This window comes from Acinetobacter sp. 24-47-62, from assembly GCF_056779765.1.
The window spans coordinates 18,825-42,184 of the sequence record NZ_JBWYIN010000018.1 but is presented as its reverse complement, the minus strand read 5'-3'; the positions used below and the strand labels follow the sequence as shown (position 1 = coordinate 42,184).

Annotated in this window: 22 protein-coding genes and 2 pseudogenes; 16 read left to right on the top strand and 8 right to left on the bottom strand. The window is 38.8% G+C overall.

Going from position 1 to position 23,360, the window contains the following annotated elements; translation table 11 throughout:
* Positions 1-128: 128 nt before the first annotated feature.
* From AC1M87_RS13535 to dnaA, 6 genes are all read right to left on the bottom strand, one after another.
* Positions 129-1,133, bottom strand: coding sequence for a putative solute-binding protein (locus AC1M87_RS13535; RefSeq protein ID WP_035268621.1), 1,005 nt, complete (start codon positions 1,131-1,133; stop codon positions 129-131).
* Positions 1,134-1,420: 287 nt separating this feature from the next.
* Entirely contained in the window at positions 1,421-2,428 is a 1,008-nt protein-coding gene (locus AC1M87_RS13530) for a putative solute-binding protein (protein WP_481593991.1), read from the bottom strand.
* 307 nt (positions 2,429-2,735) lie between these two features.
* Positions 2,736-5,204 (bottom strand): DNA topoisomerase (ATP-hydrolyzing) subunit B, encoded by a 2,469-nt coding sequence (gyrB, locus tag AC1M87_RS13525; RefSeq protein WP_035268615.1) that lies wholly within the window; start codon positions 5,202-5,204, stop codon positions 2,736-2,738.
* 55 nt (positions 5,205-5,259) lie between these two features.
* Positions 5,260-6,342: a DNA replication/repair protein RecF gene (gene recF / locus AC1M87_RS13520; protein WP_481593990.1), complete on the bottom strand. Its 1,083-nt coding sequence runs from the start codon at positions 6,340-6,342 to the stop codon at positions 5,260-5,262.
* A gap of 29 nt (positions 6,343-6,371) precedes the next feature.
* Positions 6,372-7,520 carry a DNA polymerase III subunit beta gene (gene dnaN / locus AC1M87_RS13515; protein ID WP_092768709.1) on the bottom strand — a complete coding sequence of 383 codons (1,149 nt, stop codon included), beginning with the start codon at positions 7,518-7,520 and terminating at the stop codon, positions 6,372-6,374.
* 106 nt (positions 7,521-7,626) lie between these two features.
* The gene (dnaA, locus tag AC1M87_RS13510) at positions 7,627-9,012 is read right to left on the bottom strand and encodes a chromosomal replication initiator protein DnaA (protein WP_035268607.1); all 1,386 of its coding nucleotides are present in this window, start codon (positions 9,010-9,012) and stop codon (positions 7,627-7,629) included.
* Positions 9,013-9,656: 644 nt separating this feature from the next.
* On the opposite strand from dnaA, the gene rpmH reads away from it, so the two are divergent.
* The 16 genes and pseudogenes from rpmH (at position 9,657) to AC1M87_RS13430 (ending at position 21,912) form a co-directional block, all read left to right on the top strand.
* Entirely contained in the window at positions 9,657-9,791 is a 135-nt protein-coding gene (gene rpmH / locus AC1M87_RS13505) for a 50S ribosomal protein L34 (RefSeq protein WP_000831329.1), read from the top strand.
* Positions 9,792-9,823: 32 nt separating this feature from the next.
* Positions 9,824-10,216: a ribonuclease P protein component gene (rnpA, locus tag AC1M87_RS13500; protein ID WP_035268604.1), complete on the top strand. Its 393-nt coding sequence runs from the start codon at positions 9,824-9,826 to the stop codon at positions 10,214-10,216.
* Between the two features lie 9 nt (positions 10,217-10,225).
* Positions 10,226-10,547, top strand: a pseudogene (gene yidD, locus AC1M87_RS13495) (membrane protein insertion efficiency factor YidD).
* A gap of 5 nt (positions 10,548-10,552) precedes the next feature.
* Complete coding sequence (gene yidC, locus AC1M87_RS13490) at positions 10,553-12,307, top strand: membrane protein insertase YidC (RefSeq protein WP_481593989.1); 1,755 nt, start codon at positions 10,553-10,555, stop codon at positions 12,305-12,307.
* A gap of 80 nt (positions 12,308-12,387) precedes the next feature.
* Positions 12,388-13,752, top strand: a complete 1,365-nt coding sequence (mnmE, locus tag AC1M87_RS13485; RefSeq protein WP_481590912.1) for a tRNA uridine-5-carboxymethylaminomethyl(34) synthesis GTPase MnmE — start codon at positions 12,388-12,390, stop codon at positions 13,750-13,752.
* Between the two features lie 205 nt (positions 13,753-13,957).
* Positions 13,958-15,190, top strand: coding sequence for a tyrosine-type recombinase/integrase (locus AC1M87_RS13480; RefSeq protein WP_439736649.1), 1,233 nt, complete (start codon positions 13,958-13,960; stop codon positions 15,188-15,190).
* Between the two features lie 615 nt (positions 15,191-15,805).
* Complete coding sequence (locus AC1M87_RS13475) at positions 15,806-16,042, top strand: helix-turn-helix transcriptional regulator (RefSeq protein ID WP_481593988.1); 237 nt, start codon at positions 15,806-15,808, stop codon at positions 16,040-16,042.
* A 3-nt stretch (positions 16,043-16,045) separates the two neighbouring features.
* Positions 16,046-16,261 (top strand): helix-turn-helix domain-containing protein, encoded by a 216-nt coding sequence (locus AC1M87_RS13470; RefSeq protein WP_481593987.1) that lies wholly within the window; start codon positions 16,046-16,048, stop codon positions 16,259-16,261.
* Positions 16,258-16,764 carry a BRO-N domain-containing protein gene (locus tag AC1M87_RS13465; RefSeq protein WP_317112783.1) on the top strand — a complete coding sequence of 169 codons (507 nt, stop codon included), beginning with the start codon at positions 16,258-16,260 and terminating at the stop codon, positions 16,762-16,764. The genes AC1M87_RS13470 and AC1M87_RS13465 overlap by 4 nt, the downstream gene beginning before the upstream one ends.
* Complete coding sequence (locus AC1M87_RS13460; protein ID WP_481593986.1) at positions 16,757-17,125, top strand: hypothetical protein; 369 nt, start codon at positions 16,757-16,759, stop codon at positions 17,123-17,125. The genes AC1M87_RS13465 and AC1M87_RS13460 overlap by 8 nt, the downstream gene beginning before the upstream one ends.
* Positions 17,126-17,134: 9 nt before the next feature.
* On the top strand, positions 17,135-17,332 hold the full coding sequence (locus AC1M87_RS13455) for a hypothetical protein (protein WP_481593985.1): 198 nt from the start codon (positions 17,135-17,137) through the stop codon (positions 17,330-17,332).
* A 2-nt stretch (positions 17,333-17,334) separates the two neighbouring features.
* The gene (locus AC1M87_RS13450) at positions 17,335-17,643 is read left to right on the top strand and encodes a hypothetical protein (RefSeq protein ID WP_481593984.1); all 309 of its coding nucleotides are present in this window, start codon (positions 17,335-17,337) and stop codon (positions 17,641-17,643) included.
* Positions 17,636-18,082 (top strand): hypothetical protein, encoded by a 447-nt coding sequence (locus AC1M87_RS13445; protein WP_481593983.1) that lies wholly within the window; start codon positions 17,636-17,638, stop codon positions 18,080-18,082. Before AC1M87_RS13450 ends, AC1M87_RS13445 begins: the two co-directional genes overlap by 8 nt.
* Positions 18,079-20,508 carry a DUF927 domain-containing protein gene (locus AC1M87_RS13440; protein ID WP_481593982.1) on the top strand — a complete coding sequence of 810 codons (2,430 nt, stop codon included), beginning with the start codon at positions 18,079-18,081 and terminating at the stop codon, positions 20,506-20,508. Before AC1M87_RS13445 ends, AC1M87_RS13440 begins: the two co-directional genes overlap by 4 nt.
* Positions 20,509-20,760: 252 nt before the next feature.
* Positions 20,761-21,084 (top strand): annotated as a pseudogene (gene ssb / locus AC1M87_RS13435) (single-stranded DNA-binding protein); the annotation flags it as partial.
* A gap of 606 nt (positions 21,085-21,690) precedes the next feature.
* Positions 21,691-21,912 carry a kynureninase gene (locus AC1M87_RS13430; RefSeq protein ID WP_481593981.1) on the top strand — a complete coding sequence of 74 codons (222 nt, stop codon included), beginning with the start codon at positions 21,691-21,693 and terminating at the stop codon, positions 21,910-21,912.
* Between the two features lie 41 nt (positions 21,913-21,953).
* Here the strand turns inward: AC1M87_RS13430 and AC1M87_RS13425 are convergent, their stop codons facing one another.
* A complete protein-coding gene (locus AC1M87_RS13425) occupies positions 21,954-22,313 on the bottom strand; it encodes a hypothetical protein (RefSeq protein ID WP_441297750.1) in 360 nt (119 codons plus the stop codon).
* A 157-nt stretch (positions 22,314-22,470) separates the two neighbouring features.
* Entirely contained in the window at positions 22,471-23,139 is a 669-nt protein-coding gene (locus AC1M87_RS13420) for a hypothetical protein (protein WP_481593980.1), read from the bottom strand.
* Positions 23,140-23,360 lie beyond the last annotated feature (221 nt).

Genomic DNA, 23,360 nt, shown 5'->3' with positions numbered 1-23,360 from the left:
AAATTAAATAGGCTTTGAAATTAAAAGACCATATATCAAGTATAACATACTCAATATATGGTCATAACTCGAACTTTAAAGTTTATTCAGAGTAAATTTATCGGATTTAAATGTAACGTCCTATGAACTTATTTGTAGTTCTCATCCTGCAAGCTACATTCAAAGTTTGTCGGTTCATTCTTACAACGGAACTGCCAAAGTAGTTTCATCATTTGTTTGTTGTAAACACCTTGTTTAGTAAGTGCAATACGAGATTCACGCATCAATTTTTGGTAACCAGGTTTATCTCCAGCTGGAACATTCATCCAATATTTAGCCGGAATATCCGCTTTCATTTTGCCTAAAATTTGATTCGCACGTGGTAACTGTGTTTTCACCCAATCACGCGATTTCTGTCCGAAACCTTCAGGGAATTTATCATGACGAATGATGATATTACCGGTCACTTGAAGAATTGGATAATTCACAATTGCACCTTTCGTTCCTAGCCCTTTATGAAGTTCTAAAGGACGGAATACCGCTGCTGGTGCACCAATAATATCAACTTGGCCATTATTGAATTTACTACCAAAATTAGTGACATCAGAACTCACTGCTTGCGCACCAATTTGCTGTACCATAATTTTTTGTGCCTGATCATAATCAAGTACAGCGATCTTTTTACCCGCAGCTTTAGCAACCGTATTAATACTACGATCACGCACCATTAAATAAGCATCGCCAACAGGAATCACACCTGCAACTTCATAGTTGCCATTTTTCATATGTTTTGCAAAGGTTGGACTTGCTAAACCTTGCATGACTTTAACAGCTAAATTGAGATTAGTAATCGCACCAATGGCATCTAAAGAGCCAGTGAAATTATTAAACTGACGACCGCGCATCCCTGTGATACTTACACCGTCACATTTACCTGCTTTGAAATCTTCAGCAATTACGCCTTCATTTTGTCCGACTTTAAGCTCAATATCAGCTCCCCACTGCTTAGCAGCAAGTTGATAGTCTTTCATTAACGCATAGACATCGCCGTTTTTCCCGACGAGATCAAACACGCAGACGACTTGCTTTGCTTGTGAAGCCGTTGCAGCAGTCATTAAACCTGCTGATAATAATAATGTTTTGGTTAAATTCATTTTATTGTTTCCTATTCCTTCTTTCTTATAATCTCGAATATCCCATATCGAACACCTTAAACTTCAGTGTCAGTGTGTTAAACTAAAATGAGATTACACGATCCAATTGTGTAGATACTGATCCTGAGATGCTGTATGTATATGGTTTTTAGATACAGATCATTTAAATACTACTTATTGTGATTAAAGCATACTTTTTTCTTATAAATGTGCATTGGCGAAAATGACATAAAATGAATAAAAAAAATCCTAGACCAGGTCTAGGATTTTTTCTTTAGAAATCAGAATTATTCACCACCAAGTGAACATTCGAAGTTGGATTTATCGACAGAGCAACGTGCTTTCTTAAGAACAGACATCATCTCTTTGTCATAAATACCTTGTTTAGTGAGATCCATACGACCATCACGAAGTAGTTTTTGATATTTCAGCTTTTCTTCAGCTGAGAATTGCATTTTGTACTTAGCAGGAATTTCACTCTCTAAACGCTTGATCATTGCGTAGCTTTTCGGCAAGTTTTTAACAAACCAATCACGTGATTTTTGACCAAACCCTTCAGGGAATTTTTCAGGCTTCATCACAAAGTTTGCTGTAATGTGTACTACAGGGAAATCAAACATTGCCCCTGTATTGCCTAAACCTTTATAAATTTCAAGAGGCTTATAGGCATATGCTGGTGCACCCACCATATCCACTTGACCATTATTGAACTTCGCAACAAAGTTCGAAACATCAGATCCGACTGCTTGAGCACCGACACGTTGCACCATAATTTTTTGTGCTGGGTCATAGCTTAATACTGCGAATTTCTTACCAGCGGCTTTTTCAATAGAATCAATTTTTTTATCACGCACGAAAATATATGCCGCGCCTAGTGGTGCAATACCAGCAACTTCATATTTTTTCCCACCGAGATTTGTGACCATCTTTGCAGCATTACGTTTGTCTAAAGCAAAAGTAATCGCACGTTGTGCAATTGCATTTGATGGTGCGCCACCTAAAGAGTCAATCGAACCCACAAACTTATTATATTGACGAGCACGCATCGCTGTTAAGAAAACAGCATCACACTTACCTGCTTTAAAATCATTATCGGCTACAGCCTCATCTTGACGTGGAATCAGATTAATATCTGCCCCCCAACCCTTTGCTGCCAATGCCCATTCTTGAGCCATTTGGAACGATTCACCAGACTTACCGAGTAAATCAAATACACACACATCAACCTTTGCTTGAGCAGTTGAAACCATACCCATGGTTGAAGCCGCCAATAAAGCCAGAGTTGTTTTTTTCATTCTTAGTTCCTTTTAAGCATTTAAATGGATTCTTTTCCATGACAAAAATTTTAATCACTCTCTATTTAAAAAAATAGAGCTATTGCTCTATTTTTTATTATTCAATTATAAGTTGTTGAATTTTATAATTTTAATTATTTATTAATTTCGTAAACGCTTATTTAATTATCTTTATATTTCATATAATAAATAAAATATGTGACTTCAAGCACATCATTTTATTGAAATTAATTCCAAAAAAATGACTTAAGATTTTAGATTGATACAAAAAAAGCACTCCTAAGAGTGCTTTTTTTAACTTATAGCATTAAGCATCAATATCTGCATTCAATGCATTCTCTTCAATAAATGCACGACGTGGTTCAACATCATCACCCATGAGACAAGAGAACATGCGATCTGCTTCAATTGCATCATCAATCGTCACTTGAAGCATATTACGATTTTCAGGATCCATCGTGGTTTCCCAAAGCTGCTCTGCATTCATCTCGCCCAAGCCTTTATAGCGTTGGATCATCATGCCACGGCGTGAATCTGCCAATACTTGTTGCCATACTTGATGGAAGTTAGCAACATTGACTTTACGCTCACCTTTTTGCAAATAAGCCCCGTCTTCAAGTAACGTAAACCAACTCTTTGAGTTTTGAAGTAAACGTTTATATTCACCTGAACCCAATAAACCAGCATCTAATAAATAGTGATGAGGAAGGTTGTGTACATACACTGTTAAACGTGGCCAATAATGTGTTTCACGTGAACCATCTGCGAGTTCTTTTTCGAATGCTTCGAGCGTGAATTCAGGTCTTAAGCTTGGCTGTTGTGTTTCAATTGCTTGACGCAATTGCTCAGCCCAAGACGTCACATAAGCTTCATCTTGATTTTGATCTAATTTAAATGCATCTAAACCAAGTAAAGCATCTAACAAAGTTGCAGGATAACGAATCGTTAATCGCTGTAAGCTTTTTTGTGATGTCTGATAATCAGCAATGACTTTTGCAAGCGCTTCACCACGAATCGCAGGTGCGTCAGCACTGATATGTAATGCCAACTCATCAATTGCATTCGAAATTAAATATGTTTCAAGCGCATCATTATCTTTAATATACTGCTCTTGCTTACCTTTCTTTAATTTATAAAGTGGTGGCTGAGCAATATAAATATGACCACGTTCCACTAATTCCGGCATTTGACGGAAGAAGAACGTTAATAACAGCGTACGAATATGTGAACCATCCACGTCCGCATCGGTCATAATAATAATTTTGTGGTAACGTAATTTGTCTGGATTATATTCTTCACGACCGATACCACAACCTAATGCTGTAATCAGTGTTCCGACTTCAGCAGAAGAAATCATCTTGTCAAAACGAGCACGTTCCACGTTTAAGATTTTACCTTTGAGCGGTAAAATCGCTTGCATTTTACGGTTACGACCTTGTTTCGCTGAACCACCTGCTGAATCACCCTCGACAAGATATAGTTCAGATAAAGCTGGATCTTTTTCTTGGCAGTCCGCCAATTTACCTGGAAGACCAGCTATATCAAGCGCACTCTTACGGCGAGTCATTTCACGTGCTTTACGCGCCGCATCGCGTGCACGTGCGGCATCAATAATTTTACCCGCAATTGATTTAGCTGCAGCTGGATTTTCAAGAAGATACTCTGAAAAAGCTTTATTCATTGCTTGTTCAACAGCAGGTTTTACTTCACTCGATACCAATTTTTCTTTGGTTTGAGAAGAGAATTTTGGATCAGGAACTTTCACTGAAACAATTGCTGTTAAACCTTCACGTGCATCATCACCAGAAACTGCAACCTTCTCTTTTTTGAGTAAGTTTTCGTTTTCCATGTAGTTATTAAGGCCACGAGTTAAAGCAGCTCGGAAACCAGCTAAGTGAGTACCACCATCTTTTTGAGGAATGTTATTGGTAAAGCAACGGACGTTTTCTTGGTACGTATCATTCCATTGCAATGCAACTTCAACACCAATGCCATTATCAGCTTGCGTGGTAAAGTGAAAAATATCGTTAAGATGCGTTTTTCCTTCGTTAATGTATTTAACGAATTCTGATAAACCACCCTCATAATCAAATACATGTTCTAAACCAACACGTTCGTCACGTAGAACAATTCGGACGCCCGCATTTAAAAATGACAGTTCACGTAAACGACGAGCTAAAATATCGACATTGAAAATGGTCTGACTGAATGTTTCAGCACTTGGATAAAAACGTACACGAGTACCTGAACGATCTGTATCGCCCACCACCTTTAAAGGGTATTGAGGGTCACCATGGCGGTATTCTTGTTCATGAATTTTACCAGCACGATGAATTGTGAGTTCCAGTTTACTAGACAAAGCGTTTACAACTGAAACACCTACACCGTGTAAGCCACCAGAAACCTTATAGCTGTTGTCATCAAACTTACCACCCGCATGAAGAATCGTTAAGATGACTTCAGCAGCAGATACACCTTCTTCAGGGTGAATATCTGTGGGAATACCACGACCGTTATCTGCGACAGAAACAGATTCGTCTTCGTGAATGGTAACCAGAATTTCATCACAGTGACCAGCAAGGGCTTCATCAATCGAGTTGTCCACCACTTCAAACACCATATGGTGTAAACCAGTACCATCATCCGTATCACCAATATACATGCCTGGACGCTTACGTACTGCGTCTAAACCACGTAATACCTTGATGCTAGAGGAATCATAAGCCTTTTCAATGGTTTGTTCTGTTTGAGAAGCAGCTTGATCTTCTGAACTCATGGTTACTCCCTAGTGAAAAAAAGGTCTATCCAAAGATGGAGAAAACTTCAAAAAATTATTGCACAACAACTTGAACAGAACCGTTTTCAACATTGAATAATTGATAGGAAATAGACAAATCATGTAAATGCTTTTGTACAGATTCATGGTCTAAAGTGGTAATGAAAACTTGACTACCGAGTTGGCTCAATCGCTCAATTAAACGTTGTTGTGCGGTTATATCTAATTCTGCTGTCACATCATCTAATAATACCACAGTTTCCTTATTAGACGCATGCAACATTGCGATCTGTGACAATTTTAAAGCCATGATTAATAATTTTTTTTGCCCCCGTGACAGTACGGCATCTGCATCTCCTGTTGGGGTTTTTAACTTTAAATCTGCACGGTGTGGACCATATTCTGTATAGCGTCTTTCGCAGTCTTTTTGATGATACAAAATCAAGTCTTCAGCCAAGCCATGTTCCACATGAAAGCCTGCTGCATACTCCATATGGATCTCGATATCTGGTAATAGTGTTTTAAGATCTTGCTGAAAAAATATCTGCCACTGTTCAACAATAGCCTGACGTTGTAAATGTAATATTTCACCGTACTCACTAAGCATTTTGTTCCATGCTTCTAAATCTTGCACCGTCAGATTACGTTTTGATTTTAATAAGCTGTTTCGTTGTTTTAAAGCTCTAGAATAAAATTGCCATGCATAATAAAAATCTGGTTCCACGTGAAACATTAACCAATCAAGCAATTGTCGTCTTGGTTTAGCTCCGTGATCAATAATATCTGTACTCAGAGGGTCAATAAGCTGTAATGGTAAAATTTTGGCTAGCTGTCCCTGCGTAGCAATACTGTCCCCATTCACTTTAATATTTTGCTCACCCGTAATGAGCTTTTGCATACCAATCTTTTCATTAGCAGACTGTGCAAATACAATCGCATCCTGCATTTGATTTTGAATGTAATGTTTAGGAATATGTGTACGAAAAGATCGACCAGTGGCCAATAAGTGAATTGCTTCTAATATAGACGTTTTTCCTGAACCATTTTGTCCATAAAAAACATTAAACGGTTGCAACTCTTGGAGTGCAACCGCTTTTAAATTTCTCACACGCTGGATATTTAAACGCGTAATGAACATGACCAGATTAAACTAAATCAAAAACAACATTAAACACGCATCGGCATGACGACATAGGTTTGATCTTGATGTGCTGGATCTTGAACCAATACAGATTGGTTTGCCTCAGTCATCGTCATTAATACATCATCACCATCCAGCACATTCAATACATCCAAAATGTATTGTGCGTTGAATGACATTTCCATAGGTGCATTATTGTATTGAATCGCAAGATCTTCAACTGCCTCATCTTGCTCTGGATTATTGGCACGAAGTTGCAGTGAATCTGGATTGAAGTTTAAAAATACACCACGCAATTTTTCATTACTCAGGATAGCAACCCGCTGTAATGATTGTTTGAAAATATCATGTGCAATCGTAACTGTTTTATCACCGCCACGAGGAATAACACGTCGATAATCAGGGAATTTACCATCAATTAATTTTGTAGTAATACGAACAGTAATATCACCCTGCTCTTTATCACGGCTTGGAATTGTCAAAGTAACATTCAGCAGTTCACGACCAATTAACAACGAGAGTTGATTATCTTCGATACTCAATAGACGCTGTAATTCACCGACCGCTTTACGAGGCACAATTGCTTGCACTAACTGCGAAGCATTCGAACTGGCCAATGTTTCACAAAGAGCAAGACGATGTCCATCTGTCGTCACTGCACGAAGCTGATTTTCATCAATTTCAAGTAAAGTACCTGTAAGATAAAAACGGACATCCTGAACAGCCATCGCAAAAGAGGTTTTTTCAAATAAACGTTTTAGTTCACGTTCAGTGACCTGAACTTGAGTCCCTTGACTATTTTCAGTCGTTAATAAAGGGTAATCCTCAGCAGATAATGTTCCTAATACAAAGCGGCTATTACCAGATTTCAAAATACAACGCTGGTCTTCTGTGATTTGTAAATCAATCAGTGCTGCTGTCGGCAAAGATTTACAGATATCCATCAATTTACGTGCGGGTACTGTGGTTTGACCTGCTTGTAAACATGCTCCCTCTACAAGCGTTGTACTCGCAACAAGTTCAACTTCAAGATCGGAACCTGTAATCGTCAGTGCATCTTGAGTAACCTGAACTTTGACGTTTGAAAGAATATTTAACGTATGGCGACGTTCTACAGCACCTACAACATGAGACAAAACATTGAGTAAGCTTTCTTTCGCGATCTTCAAACGCACGATGGATTTCCTCTAAAAACAGTATATCGACGACAGACTAAAACACTTTTAATCATGTACTATGCGGCAGAATATGCCGCATTGCAAGAATAGAATTTAAACAGATTTAGCTTTGTAATAAGCGCATTAAATTTTTGTAATCTTCATTAAAGATAGGATCTTCAGCACACAAACTCTGCACTTTTTCACAGGCATGCATGACTGTACTGTGATCACGACCACCAAATGCCATGCCAATTTCAGGAAAACTGTCGCCCGTTAATTCTCTCGCAAGCCCCATTGCTAATTGACGTGGTCGAGCATAAATACGAGTTCGTTTAGGTCCAACCAACTCTTTCAATGGGATACGAAAATATTCACTGACTACACGCTGAATATTTTCGGTGCTAATAGTACGAGCACGAATCGCAAGAACATCTTTCAGTGATTCTCGCACCACATCTAAGTCGATTGGTGTCCCTTTAAAACGAGAAATCGCGACGACTTTATTTAATGCACCCTCAAGTTCACGTACGTTTGCCACAACTTGCTGTGCAATAAAGAGCGCACAATTACGAGGCAAATCGATACCATTACTTTCAGCTTTTTTAAGTAAAATCTCAATTCGAGTTTCAATATCAGGCGGTTCTACCCCTACCGATAATCCCCATGAAAAGCGAGATACCAAACGAGGATCTAACTCGGTCAACTCTTTAGGATAGCGATCTGAGGTCAAAATAATTTGTTTAGATTCATCTAATAAGGCATTAAACGTGTAAAAAAACTCAACTAAGCTGGCTTCTTTACCTGCAAGTAAATGGATATCATCCACTAAAAGTAAGTCCAGTGAACGGCAATTTTTTTTAAATTCTTCGACTTTACCTTGTTGAAGTGAACTCACAAAATCCTGAACAAAACTTTCAGCAGTCATGTACATCACACGAGCATTTGGTTTAGCTTGTAATAAAGCATTACCCACTGCTTGCATCAAGTGGGTCTTACCTAAACCAGTCGGACCGTATAAAAATAACGGGTTATGTTGAGGTTCGCCTAACTGAGTTAACACTTTACGGCAGGTTTCTGCCGCCATCTGATTTGAACGCCCTTCGACGAACAATGCAAAATTAAACAGCGGATTTAATAATCGTTTTTTTGATGTTTTTGTATTTTGCTGCTCATTGCTTTCTTTTTTTGCTCTGACTACAGGTGCTGCTGCTGAAGACTCAAGCGCTGCAGTTGTTGTCGCAGGTTGCTCTGAAGCAGATAAAATCGCGCCTGGTCGTGAGTCGACTAAAATTTCAACTTTACAAACACGTCCTTCAGACATTTGTTCTGCAAGAATGCTAATTAATTCTAAATGATGTTCTTGAATATAGCGTGTCCAGTAAGGATTAGGTGCATAAAGCTTTAAAACACCATCTACCTCTTCGGCAACCAATGGACGTATCCACATTGCAAAGACATTATCTGAGAGCTCTTGTCGCAAGCGATTTAAGCAGTCTGTCCACAGCATGTGAAACCCCTCATTCCATTTAAATTTAAAAACAACCCCATGAGATTGGGGAGGCAATCATACCCAAGTTATCCACATATGTCATGAGTAATTTTGAACTTTAAACACAAATAATCAAATTTAAAAGTCTAAATTTAAATTTAAAACAGGGTGTGGATAAGGTTTTCCACAAACTGTGGATAAATAAAAGCAATAACTTATCCACAATCTATAAAAAATATGAAAACATAGTTATCAACAGCCTAAGTATATATATTTAAAAAAAAATAATGCTTTATCCATAGAAAATTACAACCCTAATAGTAATAAATTTAAATTTATAAATTTGAATTTATTTAATAAGATTCGGTTTTCTGTGGATAATCATTCCTTGTGTTTAAATTTAAATTCAAATTTAAAAATCAACCATAATTAAATTTCATCTTGTGTATAAGTTTATGGATATTTCTGTGGTTAACTTAAATTCTATAATAAAAACATATATTTATTTTGTGTATAAATAGATTATTTAACAAATTTGTATCTTTCTCAGACTCAAGCAACTTTCATCAAAAGTGTTACACAATACTGTTTAATATTGACAGAACAAACAATGCACAATACAATCGCGAACCTTTATAGAACACCAACTTTGGAGTTTCGATATGAAACGTACTTTCCAACCATCTGAATTAAAGCGTAAACGCGTTCATGGTTTCCGTGCTCGTATGGCGACTAAAGCTGGCCGTCAAGTATTAGCTCGTCGTCGTGCAAAAGGTCGTCACAGCTTAACTGTTTAATACCAGTTTAGTTTATCGACGATTTGGGTGTTATGACACTTTATAGTTTCAGTCCAGAGGTGAGAATCCGCTGTGCTGCAGATTACAAAGGTGTATTTGATGGTGCGCTTTTTAAAGTGCATCAACCCCATTTCTTATTTTTGGCTACACCAACTAAACAGCCTAAAAGCCGTTTAGGTATTGTTGTTGCTAAAAAGAAAGTGCGCCGTGCACATGAAAGAAATCGAATAAAACGTATTGCTCGCGAAAGTTTTCGCTTAAATCAGCAAGATATAGATTTATTGGATATTGTGGTCATGCCTAAGGTAGGTATTGAGTCGATTCCGAATGCTGAATTGCATAAGCAATTACAATTTGCATGGCAGAAGCTACAGCGTCTTGTAAAAAAACATCATAAAATATCAGTTCCCTCTCCTCAAAGTTAGAGGTGGCCAATGGTCCGTATATTGCATTGGTTGATTCGTTTCTATCAAATTGCGATTAGTCCGCTCCTTGGACCTCGTTGCCGTTATTTCCCAACTTGTTCTCAATACTCGTTAGAAGCTATTCATATACATGGCCCGATTAAAGGTGTCTGGTATGCAACGCGACGGATTTGTCGTTGCCATCCGTGGGGTGGAAGTGGATATGATCCTGTTCCCAAAAAAGCAATTCGTTTTATTTCATTTCAGCAAATAGATTCTCAAATGACTCACGTTACTGTACCCTTGCGTGAGCGTTTATTGAACCAAAAATCACTCTAACCAATTGGGGTAATCGATATGCAACAATGGGCCAGGTTTGCAATTCTCGGGGCCATGTTTGTCACCGCATATTTGCTTATTCTTGCTTGGCAAAAAGACTATGGTCAAACTGAAACAACTGCTGCGACAGCACCTGCTGCCGTCGTTGCCCAAGATGTTTCTGCTGATCTGCCAACGAGCCAAACGACAGCGGGTTCAACTGATATACCGCAAGCAAATATTGCAGCTGAACAACAAGACACAACTACACCTGCAACAGCAAATCAACAATTAGTTGCTGTTCAAACTGATTTATATCATCTTTGGATTAACCCTAAAGGTGGGGACATTGTCCGTGTTGAACTACTCAATCATGATAAAAGTAAAAATAGTGAACAACCGTTCGTTATGCTTGAAAATGATGAGAAACGTACTTATGTCGCTCAATCAGGTTTAATTGGTTTAAATGGACCTGACAGTAGCCGTAGTGGACGTCCAACATTTGAGTTTGAAAAGTCGACTTATACTTTAGCTGATGCTCAAGCAACCACCAATAAAGATGGTGAAGCTGAGAAAGTGTTAAAAGTACCAATGGTATTAAAAACGGCTGATGGTGTTGAAATCATCAAAACGTTCACTTTCCAAGAAGGTGCATATCCAGTTAACGTAAGTTATCAAGTGATTAACCGTAGTCAGCAAAACTGGCAAGGTCAAATGTTTGGTCAGATCAAACGTGACAACTCTGAAGATCCAGGTAAAACTGATCAAGGAATCTTTACGCTGGGCACTTATTTAGGTGGTGCTTGGGGTACACCTGATGAGCACTATAACAAATTAAAATTTGATAATTTTAATGAAGAAAAGTTAAGTGTTGAGGCTCAAGGTGGTTGGGTTGCAATGGTTCAGCATTACTTTGTAAGTGCTTGGGTGCCTGGTAACTTCGGTAACCAGCCGTATTCTGCAAAAATGGAGTCACGTAAATCTGCTGATGGTATGAATATCATTGGCTTTACTTCGCCTACCATTAATGTACCAGCTGGCAAAACAATGACTGTTGATGCAACATTCTACTCAGGTCCAAAAATTCAATCTGAATTGAAAGACTTGGCAACTGGTTTAAATCAAACGGTTGATTATGGTTGGTTATGGCCAATTGCGAAATTGCTATTCTTAGGTTTGCAATTCTTCCATGGCATTGTTGGAAACTGGGGTTGGTCAATTATTCTATTGACAATTCTTGTGAAACTTATTCTTTGGCCTCTTTCATCTAAGAGCTATCGCTCTATGGCAAAAATGCGTGTGATTGCACCAGAAATGCAACGCATGAAAGAAGAGTTCGGCGAAGACCGTATGCGTTTCTCACAAGAAATGATGGCACTTTATAAGCGTGAACAAGTCAATCCATTATCTGGTTGTTTACCTTTACTTCTTCAAATGCCAATTTTCTTGGCTTTGTATTGGGTGCTCATGGAGTCTGTTGAGTTACGCCACGCTCCTTGGTTAGGTTGGATTCAAGATTTATCTGCAATGGACCCATGGTTTATCCTACCATTGTTGATGGGTGTGACGATGTATGTTCAACAAATGTTGAACCCACAGCCGACAGATCCAATGCAAGCAAAAGTCTTTAAGTTTATGCCGATTATTTTCACGGTATTCTTATTGTTCTTCCCTGCTGGACTTGTGCTTTACTGGATTGTCAACAACTTGATCACGATTCTTCAGCAAGGTCTGATTAATAAGAGTGTTGAGAAAGCTCGCTTAGCAAAAGAAGATACAGCATCTACGAACTAAGTTTTGTTAGTAGCTGAATCGATCCGCTTAAGGTGATATCCTTAGGCGGATTTTTTTTGCCTTGCTTTGAGATCATTTCAATGACGAACCTACAACATCAAACCACTATTGCTGCGATTGCAACACCGCCAGGTCGTGGAGGTGTAGGTGTAATTCGACTGTCTGGTCCTAAGGCATATGCCATAGCAGAGGCTTTAACTGGTAAGGCACTCGGTCCTGCTCGTTATGCTGCATTTCGTCAATTTCTTGATGCGAATGGGCAAGTCATGGATGAGGGTTTGGTCATTTGTTTTCCAAATCCGAATTCTTTTACGGGTGAAGATGTAGTTGAGTTACAAGGTCATGGTGGACCGGTGATTCAAAATACATTATTGGGCCGACTGTTAGAGTTAGGCGCAATTGCAGCAAAAGCGGGTGAGTTTTCAATGCGCGCTTTTGAAAATGGAAAAATGGATTTAGTCCAAGCCGAATCAATTGCTGATTTAATTGATGCTACTTCACAAGCAGCTGCTCGTTCTGCAGTACGTTCATTGCAAGGCGCATTTTCGGCCAAAGTAAATACAGTATTAGAAAAACTCATTCACTTACGATTACATGTTGAGGCGGCGATTGATTTTCCTGAAGAGGAAATTGATTTTCTTGCAGATGGAAAAATTTTAGCGTTATTGGAAGATGTGCAAGCATCAGTGGGTGCAGTACAACAATCAGCACGCCAAGGTCAACTTCTGCGTGAAGGTTTACAAGTGGTGATTGCAGGGAAACCCAATGCAGGTAAATCGAGTTTATTGAATGCATTGGCTGGTGTTGAGCGCGCGATTGTAACGGACATTGCAGGTACAACGCGTGATGTACTACATGAGAAAATAAGCCTAAATGGTTTGCCAATTACCCTGACGGATACAGCAGGGCTGCGTGAAACGGGAGATATTGTTGAGAAGGAAGGTATTCGTCGAGCGATTAAAGAAATAGAAAATGCTGATCTCCTACTCTTGGTTTACGATTTGAGTCAAGGTGAAGATCCGATGCATTTGGCAGATACTTACTTTGCTAATTATATCGATCCTAAACGCTTAATTTTAATCGCTAACAAATGTGATTTAGTAGATAGTGAAGCTAAAGTTGCTGATCTCCAAGGCTTTAGACACATTACGGTCTCAGCCAAGCAAGAAATGGGTGTTCAATCGCTTGTAGATGCGATTACAGCACATGCAGGCTTTCAGCCTGAAGAAGATACCTTTATTGCAAGAACACGCCACCTAGACGCAATGAAGCGCACTCAATCTTATCTTGCGGAAGCTCGTGAACAACTTGTTGTTTACCATGCAGGAGAGCTTGTCGCAGAATCGTTACGTCTCGCACAGAATGCATTAGGTGAAATTACTGGTGATTTTAGTGCGGATGATTTACTCGGAAAAATCTTTGGCTCTTTCTGTATCGGAAAGTAATTTCAATTTAAGCCTATATTCCAGTAAATTCTAATAAGTTCCAATGACAATTAAATAGCATTAAGTTTTAATAGCTTAGTGCTTTTTTTATGCCTTTTTATTGTTCCAATATGTTCTATACGTTCATCTAGTGCTATGATTTTTTTAGTCACCTAATAGCTACGTGACAATAAAACCTTATTTTTATGCCTGAGTGACTAGAATAATGCCAAAGATAAACGGCCTGTTTTTCTCTACTGATAGAGAGATTCAAAACCTTAAACCACAGGACAAGCGATATTCAGTTAAAGACAAGCTGAATAATGGGCTGTTTATTGAGGTTAAGGAATCAGGCGTTAAGTCGTGGCACTATCGTTATTCACTGGCAGGCAAGCAAGAACGGCTTGTTATAGGTCGTTATCCTGACTTGTCATTGAAGGACGCTAGACAGATCAGAGATGAATCAGCCTCATTGGTGGCTAAAGGTATTTCACCTAAACAAGATAAGGCCAAGCCCAAAGGCATTTTGTTCAAGGACTACGGCGAACGCTATTTAAAAGAAGTCATTAAAAAAGACCGTAAAAACCCTTACAACATGGTTTTATGCCTGAGCAATGATATTTATCCGATGATGGGCCACATTCCATTAGATCAGATCAGTATTGAAGATATACGCCGTACTATATGGCGCAAAAAAGAACAGGGATATGATGCAGCAGCTAACCAAGTCAGAGGCTTGTTAAAGCGCATGTTTGATTATGCAATGACTTTGGGCCTTGTACCTTATAACCCTGTTTTGGCTATCCCATCACGGCACGTACACAAGGCAAAGCCTAGAGATAGATATTTAAGCACAAATGAAATCCGCACCTATTACACCACCCTCCTAAACTCAAGAATTTATCGACCTAGAAAGCTGGGCCTTTTGCTGTCATTGCTGACATTGGTTAGAAAGTCAGAGCTATTGAGGGCTAAATGGGAGCATATCGACTTTGATAGCCGTATATGGCTTATCCCTGAAACAAAGGCTGATAGTGCGACAGGTCATAGCCGTGAAATGGTCGTTTATATGTCAGATCAGGTTATAGAGATATTTAAGGAACTAAAAGCGATTGCAGGCAATGAGCCTTTTGTATTTGTAGGCAGAAAGCCAGGTACTCATATCAGCCATAACGCCTTTAATACGGCGCAAAAGGCAGCACTGGCATTAACAGACTTGCCACCGTTTACCGTGCATGACTTGAGAAGAACGGCCAGCACCCATTTAAACGAGCAAGGTTTTAATAGTGATGCAATCGAGGCTTGTTTAAACCATACAGCCAAAGGTGTAAGGGGGGTATATAACAAGGCCAAGTATGAAAAAGAACGCACAGAGATGATGCAGAAATGGAGTAATCATATTTTTAGTGTGATTTATGAGCCGAATTTGATCTTTTTTAATCAGGCTAAAGGTGCTTAATTGTATCTAATTGTAACTTGCTGAATATTTTAATTATTGAGGAAAAAGACTAAAGCGGACTAAAACGGAGTTAAATGTTGATAAACAGCAGGTTGATGGTGCTTCACGACAACAATTAACGCACTTGTTGGGTAAAGAGGTAGCCATTTAAGCATAACTCTTATAAAGTAAAACATAGAAATCTAATACATTCATTAAGAAGCATTTATGTCTAATGAGTGTAGGAAAGAAAGAAAAAGGTCAAACACGCCAATGCTTGACCCTTTTCATGGAACAGATGGCTTTAGTAACGCCAATTACTAAACGCCATTAATTTTTAACCGCCGTCTGGCAGGACACAAAACTAAGGAATCTTAGAAATGTAAAACGATTAAAAACTAAGTTTTTGTACTTTGATCAACAATGATAAACATTGATGAACGCTTTTATAGTAGTTCAAACATGACATAAGTCAACATTTTGTTTACGAATGGAAGCACTTGTTGTTAGTCATTGGACTTAATTGAATAGGTATATATTGCTATATCTAATTAATAAAACTTAGTTTTTCCCTCTTAATTACTTTTCTACTCCCTATTTTGTGTCTAGGCATTTCCAATATTGGAGAATGTTTAGATGACTATATCTAAAGAGCAGCAAAACGAAAATCAACGTCTAATCCGCCGTAAAGAAGTGCAGACCAAAACTGGCTTAGGTGCTTCATCTATTTATGCTGAAATGGCAAAAGGAAAGTTCCCGAAGCCTATTCAAATTTCTGAACGCCGTGTCGCTTGGATTGAATCAGATGTTGATTCATGGGTAGCTGAACGAATCGCAAAACATAAAGCCAACATTGCAACGATGGAGGCTTAAACAATGAATAACACCCAATTAAATCAAGTTTTAAGCCATCTCAAGCAAGGTCGAAGCATTACCCAGATGGATGCAATCCGTCTTTTTAATTGCTACCGCCTGAGCGCAATAATCGAAAAGCTACGCCGTCAAGGTTATGACATTGTGACCTATAACGAGCGTAATAGTTCGGGTACTGGTACTCATGCACGTTATGAGCTTAAAGAGGTGGCAGCATGAACCCATCTATTTTTAATTTCAATGAACACGGCGTTCGGATTGCCTTTGATGTAAACGGACAGCCTTTGTTTTGTCTGCCTGATGTTGGTCAAGCCTTAGATATTAAAAACGCGACAGCAAGCCGTTTTAAGCTAAATCCAAAGGGGGTACATGAAATGTATACCCTTACAAATGGCGGTACTCAAAAGTTAACTTTTATCAGTGAAGAAAACCTGTACCGCATTGTATTTAGATCGACTAAACCCGAAGCATTGAATTTCCAAAACTGGGTATTTTCTGAGGTATTGCCGAGCATCCGCAAGACTGGGAGTTATTCAGCACGGCAGACAGCCTATGAAGAACTGAACCGCCTATGTATGCAAGCAAAGACCCAAAAGGCTAAAGGTTCATTTCATGGCACTGGCTTGGCAAACCACCGCTATTCAATGCGAGATTTAAACCTAAGAATTACAACATGCAAAGCAAATTTACAGCTAACTTTTGAGGGTATACACAATGATTGAGCATGTAGACCCTGAGTTTTTCAAAGCCTTCGACCACTACAAAGCCATGCTTGAGCAATACGGCGATGACCACCCCATCACCGAGCAGGCACTCATTTTAACAATGCACTACACGCCTGAGAGTATCAAACAGGAAATGCACCAAAAGGCTAAGGAATTAAACCTATTGCCACCACCAAGCGGTTACACCGATGACGGCGAACCCATGTACCGACTGGAAGATATTGCAAAGCATTTCGGCATTAGCTTTGAAGAAGCAGAACAGCGTTTATTGCAGATGATGGATAACCGCCAGCAAGTAGGCTTGTCGAATGACGGCGTTTTGGTTAATGCCAATATCAATATTAACCGTATTCAATGAGGTGAAGGCATGAGCGAAATAATAGATTTTAAATCCAAAACTCAAGCCGATAGTCAGCCTATGACCGATGACGAAATGCGGTTAGCCAATATCTACGATGTTGCAGTCGGTTTAATTATTGATATTGAGGAGGGTAAAACTTTCTCAATGACTGAGATAAAAGCACAAATGATTGAAATTTTAGAAATCATACAAGAGGAAGTTTAAGCATGAAAAGTCAAACATTGAATATTGCCAACATGCCTAAGTATGGTTATATTAATCGGGCTTTGAGCAAAATCTCAAAGTTAGCTGTGGAAGGCTACAAATCTCAACAGGCGTACAGTCCTCTAAGGGCTTTTTTTGTACGTGAAATCTCTATGCGTTCGCATGTTATGGTGAAGCTGGAGAGGGACACTTTCGAGTGTACAGGTCACCTGTTGAGCCTGTCTTCCAACCCTTTTCAGCTTTGCCACCCTCATTTGGAAGTGACTGGCAAGGCTCCATTAAATCAACAGGAGCGTATTAATCATGCCTAATCGAAACCCATCCAATCAAAATAAAACAGCTCAAGACTATTTAGAAAATGCACAAGTATTTCTTGAATCTTTAGAGGGTATGCTACTTTCATTGTTTGTAAGTTATGACCAGCTTGATTTATCAGATGAAAAAGCAGGGTCAGTCATAAGCATTTGTGAAATGTTGGCAAATGGTGCTTTGGAGGATATTGAAAGTGCCAGTGAAAAAACAAAGTTTGATCTATCGAAATTTATAAATCGGGCTAATGGTATAACCATTCTGCTTTCAGAATTGTCACGCTTTAATCTTGCAAAAGGCTATACAGCATCCGCTATTCATGGCTTGTTTTTAATTGCTAATGAATTGAGCAAATCGCTTGAAACGGCGGTTGATGCAGTTATGGAAGAGAGAAATCATAACTCAAAATTATCAGAGCAATTAAAAGGGGGTACACAATGATTCATCATGATACCCCCCAACAACTAATAACACCCGATCAAATTATAGCTGATTGTGTGAAATTAATGCCACAGGATAAAGCATATTTAGAGCATGGCATCATCCAGTATTTTGGCAGTCCAATACAGCCGATCTATGTAAATCCGAACACGATAGAAATAAACGGTAGCGCCTACCAACAGCCTTTAATCATACCAATCTACAACAGGTATTTAGAGGTGATTCAAAGTGCTGTATTAGAGCTAGGTAAACGTGTCGAATTTACAGATGGCACAACAGCAAAAGGCTTTTCATGTTTTGGGGAATTAAAAAACAATGAGCCAATTATTATCACGTATAACCTAGAGGCATTCTTTAAAGTTGCGCAAACAGGTTATGCCGTTGTGTTGGTCGTATTGCCGAATCTATGCAATAAGAAGCAAATAGAACTCAATCCCTTAGACTTTGAACGAATACAATTTGTTATTCAGCAATTATCGAAGTCAGGTTTTGACAAGTTGTATATGCCAGTCAGACCCGAACATATACAGCTTGAGACATTTCAACAGCTTCAACAAAATACTGATGTAAAACTACTCAATCAGTATCTCAGATTGGATGAAAAAGACTTTCTCATTGAGTTATCAAAGGATGAGCCATTAGAGGAAATCACAGCGTTTATTGATGAGGCAATCGAACAATTAGACCATGTTCAAGCATTCCCCAAAGGACATTTAGCCAAGCCATTTCGTTATAGCGATGGTGTGTTTCATCTATTGAAAGATGGCTTGTACTACATTGAACAGACCAAAGACAACGAATACAGACACTATATTTCAAGTCCTATTCATGTGCTGGCACAGACTAGGGATTCATCAAGTAGTGCATGGGGGCGCTTGCTGGAATGGAAAGATGCAGACGGGGTTAAGCATACTCAAGCCTTGTCAATGGAGTTATTTCAATCAGATGGGGTAGAACTCCGAAAAGAACTAGCAAACCAGGGTGTAGTCATTGCCCCAAGTGGCAAAGCAAGAAACTTGCTACAAAGTTATTTGATGAGCTACCCAACGGCTAAACGTGCTTTATGTGTAGAACGTGCAGGATGGCACGATGATGTTTATGTATTGCCGAATAAACAGATCGGACAGCATAAAAATAGTGATTTAGTTGTGTATCAAACGACTCAAGGCGTTGAATGCAGTTATCAAAGCAAGGGGACATTAGAGCAATGGATAAATAGCATATCTCTACCAATTGCCAATCATTCCAAATTGGTTGTGGCTTTGAGTTCAGCTTTTGCTGGGCAATTGCTTTCACCTTTAGAACAGCAAACAGGTGCAGGCATACACTTTAAAGGGCAATCATCTAAGGGCAAAACTACGGCGTTGTATGTGGCATGTAGTGTATGGGGACATCCTGAAAAGCATCATAAAACGTGGCGTTCAACAGGGAATGCTTTAGAGCATACAGCCTACAGTTACAATGATAGCTTTCTAGGCTTGGATGAAATTGGGGAAATATCTAACCCAAAAGAGCTTGGCAATATTGTGTATATGCTTGCCAACGGTAAAGGAAAAGCAAGATTAACTAAGCAAATCACAGCTAGAGCGCCGTATAAGTGGAAATTAATATTTATGTCCACTGGAGAGAAAAGCCTCAAAGAAATCATGCAAGAGAACGGTCAAAAGACCAAATTAGGACAAGAAGTCCGATTAATTGATATTGATGTAGACCAGTCCGAATATGGCTTATTCGATCAGATTGATTTTGCCGAAGATGGTGCAAAACAATCTAAGTTGCTTGTAAGTCGTTCTAATCAATTTTACGGCGTTGCAGGTATGGCATGGCTTGAATATCTAACCAATGATAAAGACAAGCGAATGGCACAAGCGAAAGCACTATTAGAGCAATATAACTCGGAGCTGATGGCTGAACACACACAAGGTCATATTGTCCGTGTAGCAAATGCATTTGCTTTAATTGCCGTTGCTGGGGAGTTAGCAACTCAAGCAGGGATTACAGGATGGACAACAGGTACAGCATTTCAAGCTGTTCAAACTGTATTTAATGCATGGGTGAATGACTTTGAGTATGTCGGGGACTTTGAAAGCCGAGAATATATTTTGCATGTTAAGGCATTCTTTGAAGCGAATGAATCCAGCCGATTCGAGTCGATTACCCCTGACGTCGATCAGATTGAAAAAATCATCAATCGAGTGGGCTACTGGAAGATAGAAAATGGAGAAAAACTATTTCTTGTGTTGCCCGAACAATTTAAAAATGAAGTGTGCAAAGGACATGATAGTCGAAAGGTCGCTAAGGCATTGTTGATAGAAGAATTGCTGGAGCATGACACAGGTAAAAATACAAAGACCGTCCGATTACCTAGTCGTACAAAAGCAATCCGTGTATATGCAGTAAAAGACGCTATTTTTAGCTGGGAATAGCAAAAATAGAGGGCAACAAAGGCAACAAGGGCAACAGGCTTGAAAATAAAGGCTTAGAACGTGTTGCCCTATCTAAAATGCAACAGGCAACAAAGGCAACAATTGAGGTAATTCTTAATTTGTTGCCCATGTTGCCCAAACGAAAAAAAAGAGGCAACAGGCTGAAACATAGATATATCAAGCATGTTGCCTAAGTTGCCCATGTTGCCCTTAAAAATAGACATTCTGAGTAAATTCAAGAGATTTATAACAATGCCAAACGTGAATAAAGTTATTTTAATGGGTGTATTAGGTCGTGACCCTGAAACAAAACAATTCCCCAATGGGAGCATTACGAATTTTAGTATGGCGACCACTGAACAATGGAAAGACAAGACCACTGGAGAGCGTAAAGAGCTTACAGAATGGCATAGAATCACAACTAATAACCGATTAGCTGAGATTGCAGGCAAATACCTTAAAAAAGGCAGTAAGGTTTATATAGAGGGCAGTTTAAGAACTAGGAAATGGAAAGACAAAACTACTGGAGCAGATCGGGAAGTGGTAGAAGTTCGGGCAGATGTGTTGCAGTTGATTTAATGAATAGCCTCCTTAGTTGGGGGCTTTTTTATGCCTTAGATTCGATTAGATCGGCATAGTCTAATTAGATAAAAATGCTTCTTTCATAGGATTGTTTCGCAAATCGCATAAATGGAGTGATTGCACTCCCTATTTTGTCGTTCTAGGTCGTACAAAACCGTATCAGTACGTATCAGTAAATGGCCTTAAATCTTGCATGACAAGCCTTGTATATTTGTTTGACAAGATACTGATAAAAGTACCTATAAAAATGCACTCAATGCCAAGCCATACAAGGCATACGCCGTTTTAAGTAGATATGCAGTTCGTCAAACTACGTCCAACAAGAAAGGCGGTTTTGTCATGCTACGTCCTGCTAAATTTTGCTTTACAAGGTACTTATAAGAAATGCTATCTATGTCAATTACAGCAAGGCATACAGCAATTTAATAACTTTGATTTTGTACAGCTACGTACAACAAATCTCAGGTTTTGTTAGGTTCAATCATGCCGTAATCTTGCCGCCCTAATTTCAGGTTTTATCAGGTTTGATAAGTTAAGCGAGTTTTACGATTAGCAAAACTTCTGTATCATTAACTTAATTATTTAAATAAGAATATGATTATGAAAAATATAATATTAATTTCAGCGTTGCCATTAATCTTGATTGGTTGCGGAAATCCTAACAGTAAGCCTACCTATGGCGATTATGGATTACCTAAGAATTGTCGAGCGCTTATACAAGCAAATATTGATGGATGGCGTTCTAAGCAATATACAGCTGAAGAAGCCATGAATTCTATCGAACGTAACTGTGGTGCTAATGGAAAAAATTGGGACAATTAAAAAAAAGCACTATTAAGTGCTTTCCTATTGATGTGTTACATCTATTTTTTAGATTCTAAACTACGAAGTTGTTCAGATATTTGAGCTGTTGTTTTATTAAACTCAGGATAGGCCAGCATTAATTTCATCAAATTTTCTTGGGTGAACTTTGAGGGGTCGTTATACATATCTAACAGTTCTTTCTTATAAAGACTTTCTTTTGCTTTCAGTTCTTGTTCTTGTTTTAAAGCTTCTTTATTAGCTTGCGCTGCCTTTATTCGCTCCCCTAATAAAATGCCTTGCTGAAGGCCATTAAAGCTAGTTTGCCCAGTATTAGGCACCTTGATAGTGTAATCATAAGGTTCAATACTATGGCTATAGGTGCTTACTAAAAAAATGGAAAGTAAAAGTATTCTTTTCATAAATATACCCTTTATCATTAAAGGTAAGATTAGCATATTAGTTTTAAGCAGTGCCCGGCAATATCTATATCATTCGAATGTGGTTTCTAAAGAAGATGTATAGAAGAAACCCCACATGTATTTGGCAACAGTGGGGTTTATTGGCATCTCTCTTTAATCAAAATAGGCCCATCATCTTCATACCGCCAACTTGACCGATTGCCTGTGATACACCATTCCACATATCGGCACTTGCCTGACCTTTTGCTAAAGCTGCGCCTGCCTGAGCTGCACCACTCTGTTGATACAGGTTCGAAATATTGCTGGCTGTTTGCATGCCTGCGTTACCTGTGCCTGCTGCTGCGTTCTGACCAAGCGAGGTTAAACCTGCTAGGTTTTGGTAGCGCTGATTGATTAACTGATTAAGCAAGTGTGGTCTGAATTGCGCTAATGCTGCCTGAGTATTACCACCACGCAAACCACCAGTAGCCGATGCGTTTTGCAGAATGGCATTTTCACCTTGCTGCAAATAGGTTTGCATTTCAGCACTATTGTTTATTCCATCAATAGCAGCCTGTTGCTTATCTGCCCCATTGATTCCGAGTAGATCCTGCTGACCTGCTAGACCACCCAAACCAGCATCAGCATAAGGCTTTAAGATTTTTTGAACTGCATCAAACTGTCGACGCTGTTCTTCTACACCCATTTCAGAGGCTTCAATCTGGGCGTTTGCTGCTGCATTTGCTGATTTTCTTTGTGCCCTGGATGATAAAGCACCACCAACCACACTGGCACCTACCACTCCTACTGCAAGTTTTGTTCCTATTGCTGCTGCTGCGATTGGCATAAGCATTCTCCTGTTTTTAAAATTACTTTTTTAGTGATTAATAGCCTCTTTTAGCTATTCAAAATTTTTAGTAAATTAGCCTTAATAGACTGCTATTTTTTACCAAAAATTTATTCTTAATTTTACCATGCTATTATTTAAATTCATTTAATAATTCAATAATTTATGTAAGTTTTTACGTACAAATTAGACATGATTTTTATACGTTTTTATACTGATAT